The sequence below is a fragment of the Candidatus Schekmanbacteria bacterium genome (assembly GCA_003695725.1).
Taxonomy (GTDB): domain Bacteria; phylum Schekmanbacteria; class GWA2-38-11; order GWA2-38-11; family J061; genus J061.
Window position 1 is genome coordinate 1 of record RFHX01000306.1, and the last position, 5,754, is coordinate 5,754.

The 5,754-nt window shown below is 34.2% G+C and carries 5 protein-coding genes; 2 read left to right on the forward strand and 3 right to left on the reverse strand.

Going from position 1 to position 5,754, the window contains the following annotated elements:
- Window positions 1–109 precede the first annotated feature (109 nt).
- On the forward strand, window positions 110–919 hold the full coding sequence (locus tag D6734_11480; protein ID RMF92800.1) for a glycosyltransferase: 810 nt from the start codon (window positions 110–112) through the stop codon (window positions 917–919).
- Here the strand turns inward: D6734_11480 and D6734_11485 are convergent.
- The 3 genes from D6734_11485 to D6734_11495 are packed head-to-tail and all read right to left on the reverse strand — an operon-like array spanning window position 910 to window position 4,557.
- A complete protein-coding gene (locus D6734_11485) occupies window positions 910–2,226 on the reverse strand; it encodes a glycosyltransferase family 1 protein (GenBank protein RMF92801.1) in 1,317 nt (438 codons plus the stop codon). The two genes, D6734_11480 and D6734_11485, sit on opposite strands and share 10 nt — an antisense overlap.
- Entirely contained in the window at window positions 2,223–3,350 is a 1,128-nt protein-coding gene (locus tag D6734_11490; protein ID RMF92802.1) for a glycosyltransferase family 1 protein, read from the reverse strand. Before D6734_11490 ends, D6734_11485 begins: the two co-directional genes overlap by 4 nt.
- A 28-nt stretch (window positions 3,351–3,378) precedes the next feature.
- A complete protein-coding gene (locus D6734_11495; GenBank protein RMF92803.1) occupies window positions 3,379–4,557 on the reverse strand; it encodes a glycosyltransferase family 1 protein in 1,179 nt (392 codons plus the stop codon).
- Between the two features lie 71 nt (window positions 4,558–4,628).
- Between D6734_11495 and D6734_11500 the strand changes: the two genes are divergently transcribed.
- The coding region (locus D6734_11500) for a hypothetical protein (GenBank protein RMF92804.1) at window positions 4,629–5,754 on the forward strand (1,126 nt) is incomplete at its 3' end.

A 5,754-nucleotide genomic window follows, 5' to 3' on the forward strand; every position in this document is an offset into this window, starting at 1 on the left:
GTATTATTCTATCACAGCCAACAAATTAATATATTTAACAATGAATCAATTTGATATAGTAAAACAAAGATTATCATTAATACTTAATAGAAAAATAGAAGAGTTTTAAATGGCTAAAATAAGCGTCATAATGGCAGTTTACAATGCAGAGCGATTCCTCGCAGAAGCAATAGAAAGCATCCTTAACCAGACATTTCGAGATTTTGAATTTATCATCGTGAATGACGGCTCTTCCGACAACAGTGAAAAGATTATAGAGTCATATGATGATTCAAGAATAAAGCTGATGACATTTAAGAATAATAGAGGGCTTTCCTTTGCTTTAAATAGGGGGATTGAAAAATCTTCAGGAGAATATATTGCAAGAATGGACGCAGACGATATCTCTATGCCTGACAGATTTGAAAAACAAATTAAACACTTAATCGACAACCCTGAAATTGATATTCTTGGAAGCGCAGTCGTAGAAATAGATGAAGTTGGAAAATTCTTGGCTATTAGAAAACTACCATTAAAAGACTATGAAATAAAAAAAGAGCTCATACGGTCAAACCCCTTCTTTCATTCAACTATAATGATGAAAAGAAGCGCCTTTGAAAAGGCAGGATATTATGATGAATCGATTAGGCAAACAGTGGAAGATTGGGACTTGTGGTTTAGAATGTCAACTAAATGTAAAATGGAAAACTTGGAAGAGCCCTTAGTCAAAAGACGTTTTCATAAGGATAACTTGAGTGTTGAATCCAATAATGAATTGCTTATAAAAGGAATTGAGATCAGACGCAAATATATAAAAAAGGGATTATATCCAATCTCTGCATATAGACATCTACTTAAACCTCTAATCGCTTATCTACTTCCACTGCCCATAAAAAAATTTATTAGAGAAAAAATATTCAAGAGCAATATTTATCGTTGATTTGTCTCAGACAGAAGGGATTGATAGAGCTCTATTGTTTTATTTATCAAACTATCAGATGAAAATTTTTCATAAATTCTTCTTTTACATTCCTCTGCCAACCTGTTTCTCAAATCTGCATCATCGATTAATTTTATGAGAATATTGAAAAGTTCATCTTCATTTCTTCTTTCAAAAAGTATCCCATTTACTCCATCTTCTATTATTTCCCTATATCCTCCAACATTCGACGCAACAACGGGCACAGCGCAAGACATAGCTTCTACTGCTGTTCTTCCAAAGGGCTCCTGATATATAGATGGACATACTACAAGGTAAGAAAGATGATATAAATCAACTAATTCCTCAAAAGGAAGATAACCTGTAAAGACAATGCCTTCGGTATCTTCTTCAATTTGCATTTCCTTTCTTCCAGCAAAAATAAATTTAATATCCTTTCTTTTCATAGAAATCTTTTTAGCAGTATTCAATGCTATTGATGAACCTTTTTTGTAAGTTATATTGCCGGGAATTAAGATAAGTTTTTTATCTTCCAATGCATACTTCTCTTTGAGTTTCTCTATATCTTCTTCATTTTTTTCAAAATTCATTCCGGAGAGATTATAAACAATTTCTGATTTAAGATTTTCAAGCTGTAATTTACTGAAATAAATATTCTGAATTGCTCTACTTACAAAAAAGGCACAGCTTAAATCTTTAATCTTTCTATTCCTAATCTTTGCTGTTGAAAAATGCACTTGATGATTAAACCTAATCCTTAGCTTCTTGAAAAAAGCAAGTTTTTCATTTGGCGGCATCACTAAAAGTGAACATCTCTTCCACAGCATTTTTCTGCCGCACCAAGCAGGAATTTTTTCATCGTCCATTAAACAGGAAGCCGACGGACACAATAGGTCATAATCCCTAATAGTATGGACAACAGGGATTCTGTTTCTCTTCCCTGCTTTTACAGATGCATAGAGCGATAAGGAATTTTGCGAATGTATAATATCAGGTTGAATATCCTTTATCACCTTATTCAAATTGTATAGCATATATATATCAAACAATGGTGTGATCGTATAAATTCCTCGAAGTCTTTCCCCACTTTCAATCTTTTTTGGAAAGGGATAACGAACTACTCTTATACCATCGATAGATTCTGCTTTCTTAGCTCCATAATTGGGTGTCAGCACATAAACCTTATGCCCTCTCTCTGTAAGACCTTTTGCTAAAAGATAGGCACTCTTTTCTGCGCCTCCCGGTTCAAAAGGATAAAAATATTCATTAACAAAAAGAATCTTCAAGCTTTTTGAAAACCCATTCATTTATATTTATTTAACACCTCTTCGTAAATGCCCATTACAGATTTGGCGCATTTATCCCAACTGAATTTTTTTCGCACATAATTAGCCGCTTCAAATCCCATTTTTTTTGACTTATCAGTATCTTCAATCAACTCTATGAGGCGCTGTATAAAACTATACTTGTCTTCTGGTGTTACAAGATATCCTGTTTTGCCGTCTATCACAATCTCAGGAAGTGAAGCCGTATTCAATGCCACTACGGGTTTCGCGCAAGCCATAGCTTCCACTGCCGCCATTCCAAAACCTTCCAGCTTGGAAGGGAAAAGGAAAATATCGCACAAATTCAAAAAAGAAACTTTTTCATTCTCAGAAACATATCCACAAAATTTGACTCGATTGCCCAAACCCAATTTCTCTGAAAATTTCACTAGTTTTTTAAAATCCTTCCCCTTCCCCGCAATCAAACAGAGCCAATCATTTGAATTTCGTTCAGACAACCCTTCAAGACATTCAAGGAGAAAAAAAAGATTCTTCCTTCTTTGCAGAGAACCGAGATACAAGAGAACCTTTTTCCCATTAGCATTATACCTCTTTTCTAAAGACTTTGGCTTGTCTTCCGGTTTAAATTTTTCACTTACACCATCATATACTACTTCAATCTTCTCTTCTTCTATCTTCCACTTCTTCATCAGCTGAAGTTTAGAAAAATTACTGACTGTTATTATCTTGTCAACGAGCGGTGCAATCTTCGAATCCACAAAAAAATTCATCACTTCAGGGTCGATATGATGATGATGCGCTACAACAGGGATATTTTTACCAACAATTTTCTTTGCCATAATCACAGCTGGACCTGTAAAACGCAGTGAATGTATCCTCAACAAATCTACCTTCTCCTTCTGTAAAATTTTTCTTAGATATAAGAAAAAAAGAGGATTTGAAACGAACCACCTAAGATGTCTTTTAAGAGGAAGGTTATAGATGTAATCATATTTCAATCCCTGTGGTAATTTGCTTTCCTTTGGCAGAATGATGCCCAATTCGGCGCCAGATTCTGGAAGTCTCAACATAAGCTCTCTTTCATAAACTTCTCCGCCTAAATCCGATTCGGGAGATATTCCCATAGAAGGAGAGCATATTTTCATATTTTGATATTAATTTTGGAATTTTTAATTAATCAGTTATCGAAAGAAACAATTCTTTGATTTTACCATTAAAAATATTCATATCATATTTTTCCTTGGCAATCTTCACACAGTTATCTTTTGTCTCTTTTAACATCTTGCGGTTTTTGGCAAAAAGCAAGATATTAGTTGCAAGTTTATTGCAGTCTGAAATAGGAAAAAGAAAGCCGTTTATCCCTTCCTCCACAACTTCAAGCATCCCGCTAAAAGCTGAAGCAAGAATAGATGTACCACAGGCAAGTCCTTCAAGGATAATTAAGGGAAATGATTCAGAAGAATAGGAAGGCACGACCAAAATATCCATTCCATTGAGAATCTTTTCAATATCTTTTCTAAATCCTGTAAAGATTATCTGTTTCTCGATTCCTTTGTTCGCGACTATCTCTCTCAGTTCTTTTTCATACCATTCAAACCCTTCTCTTGCCCTTCCAACAATCAACCCATATACATTTTTACTTTCCTTTAGAACCTGTGCCATTGCCTCTATAAATGTCTTCTGCCCTTTATGAGGTATAAGGTCGCTTATTGTCCCAGCAACAACTGCATCTTCAGGTATTTGAAATTCACTCCTCATCTCTCTCCTGAAGGCGTCATTCGGATAAAATCTTGAAAGGTCAACTCCATTATAAATTGTGGTAATAGCTTTTGGTAATCTTCCATATTGAGCGCCCGTTGCCGATGAATCTGACAAAATAATCTTCACGCTATTCTTCTTGGAAAAATATCTAATAAGCGCTTTTGTCTTCCAATCTGCAAGCATATTATGAATGTGCCAAATTACTGGAACAGATGTTTTCTCGCCTGCCAAAGCAGACCAAGGAAAAACTCTCGTACTACTTGCATAAATAACTGATGCATTTATTTTTTTAATAATTTCAGAAGCATTCTTAATAACCCTTGGCGTATCCATAGCAAATTTAATGAGGTCACTGGCATTCTTCCTAATCAAGGAATAGGACTGAAAGGGCAATTCATAAAAAAAGCCTCCTTCTCTTTCAACTGCCTCTGAAAATCTACCGCGCGCAGGACCAAAGACATATATATTGAAATCTTCTCTCAATGCTCTCAAAACATCGAGACAAACCCTTTGTCCGCCGGCAATCTCCGATAATGCCTCCCATAATACTACACTTTTTTTCTCGTTATTATTCACTCCATTTTTCTCCAAAATGATATTTACTTATTATCAATTGCCTGTAATTATTGTGAAGATAATTTTTATTTAAATCAAAATTCCAGATGATAAAAAAGAAAACTAACATTTTTTTACTTCTTATAGGTATCATTTTTTTATCTTCACTACTTCTGTCATATCAGCTTGATAAAAAAAGTTTATGGGCAGACGAACTATTTTCCCTCATTGCAGGCAAAAAAGCCATCAATTCATACTCAGAATTAGCCAACTTCGTAAAAAAGGATGTCCACCCTCCACTCTATTTTTATCTTCTCGGCAAATGGATGAAATTAACAGGAATAAATGATTTTTCTATGCGCCTTTTTTCAGTTTTCAGCGCAATTTTAATGCTGATTCTTCTCTATCTGCTTACAGCAAAAATTCTATCTGAAAGAATAGCACTTTTATCCGTTATGCTGACTTCACTATCTCCGTTTTTTATTCTCTATGCAAGGATGGCACGCTACTATTCCTTTGTCGGAATGCTTTTCCTATTAAATTGCTACCTATTTTTTCAACTTCTCGAAAATGAAGGGAAAACGATTTATACAATATTTTATATCATCTCTTCAGCTGCTTTAGTCTCTTCCTTTTATCCGGCTATTTCAGTCGTGGCTGCACAAAACCTATATTTCTTTTTTCTCAGGCAAAACAAGAAAACTCTTAAAAACTGGCTGTTAATTCAAGTAATTTTGTTCCTTCTTATAGTCCTTTTCTGTTATCCTGCAATTAATCAACTAAATCGATTCAAAAAAGATATACCTGCTGATATCTCAGAATCATTCATAGGCATCTTGACATCATCACTGGATCTTTTTTATGAATTTTCAGCAGGTGGAACAACATTTCCTTGGAAAATAGAAGGCATCTTCCTTTTTCTAATTAATTCAACACTCTTTATCTCCGGAATCCTGCTATTGAAAAAAGAAAAGAAAAGAATTTTGAATTTTCTCATCATTCATTTTCTGATGCCTTACCTGATTACACTGTTTCTATTCTCTTTTATTACAAAAGGACATTCTTTCATTTTTTTTGCTTCCCGTTGTTTTTATATATTTCCTATATATACAATCATTATTTCTTGCAGGTTGGATAAATCAAAAAAATTCGCATTTGCTTTTATTCTCATTCTCATTTTGGCTTTCAACTCTTTCAGCATACGAAACTATTTCATAGATAAATCATTTCTAA

Bases quoted from the DNA above. Each gene is read 5' to 3' on its own strand.
- D6734_11480 (RMF92800.1), top strand. From the start codon at position 110: ATGGCTAAAATAAGCGTCATAATGGCAGTTTACAATGCAGAGCGATTC.
- D6734_11490 (RMF92802.1), bottom strand. From the start codon at position 3,350: ATGAAAATATGCTCTCCTTCTATGGGAATATCTCCCGAATCGGATTTA.
- D6734_11485 (RMF92801.1), bottom strand. From the start codon at position 2,226: ATGAATGGGTTTTCAAAAAGCTTGAAGATTCTTTTTGTTAATGAATAT.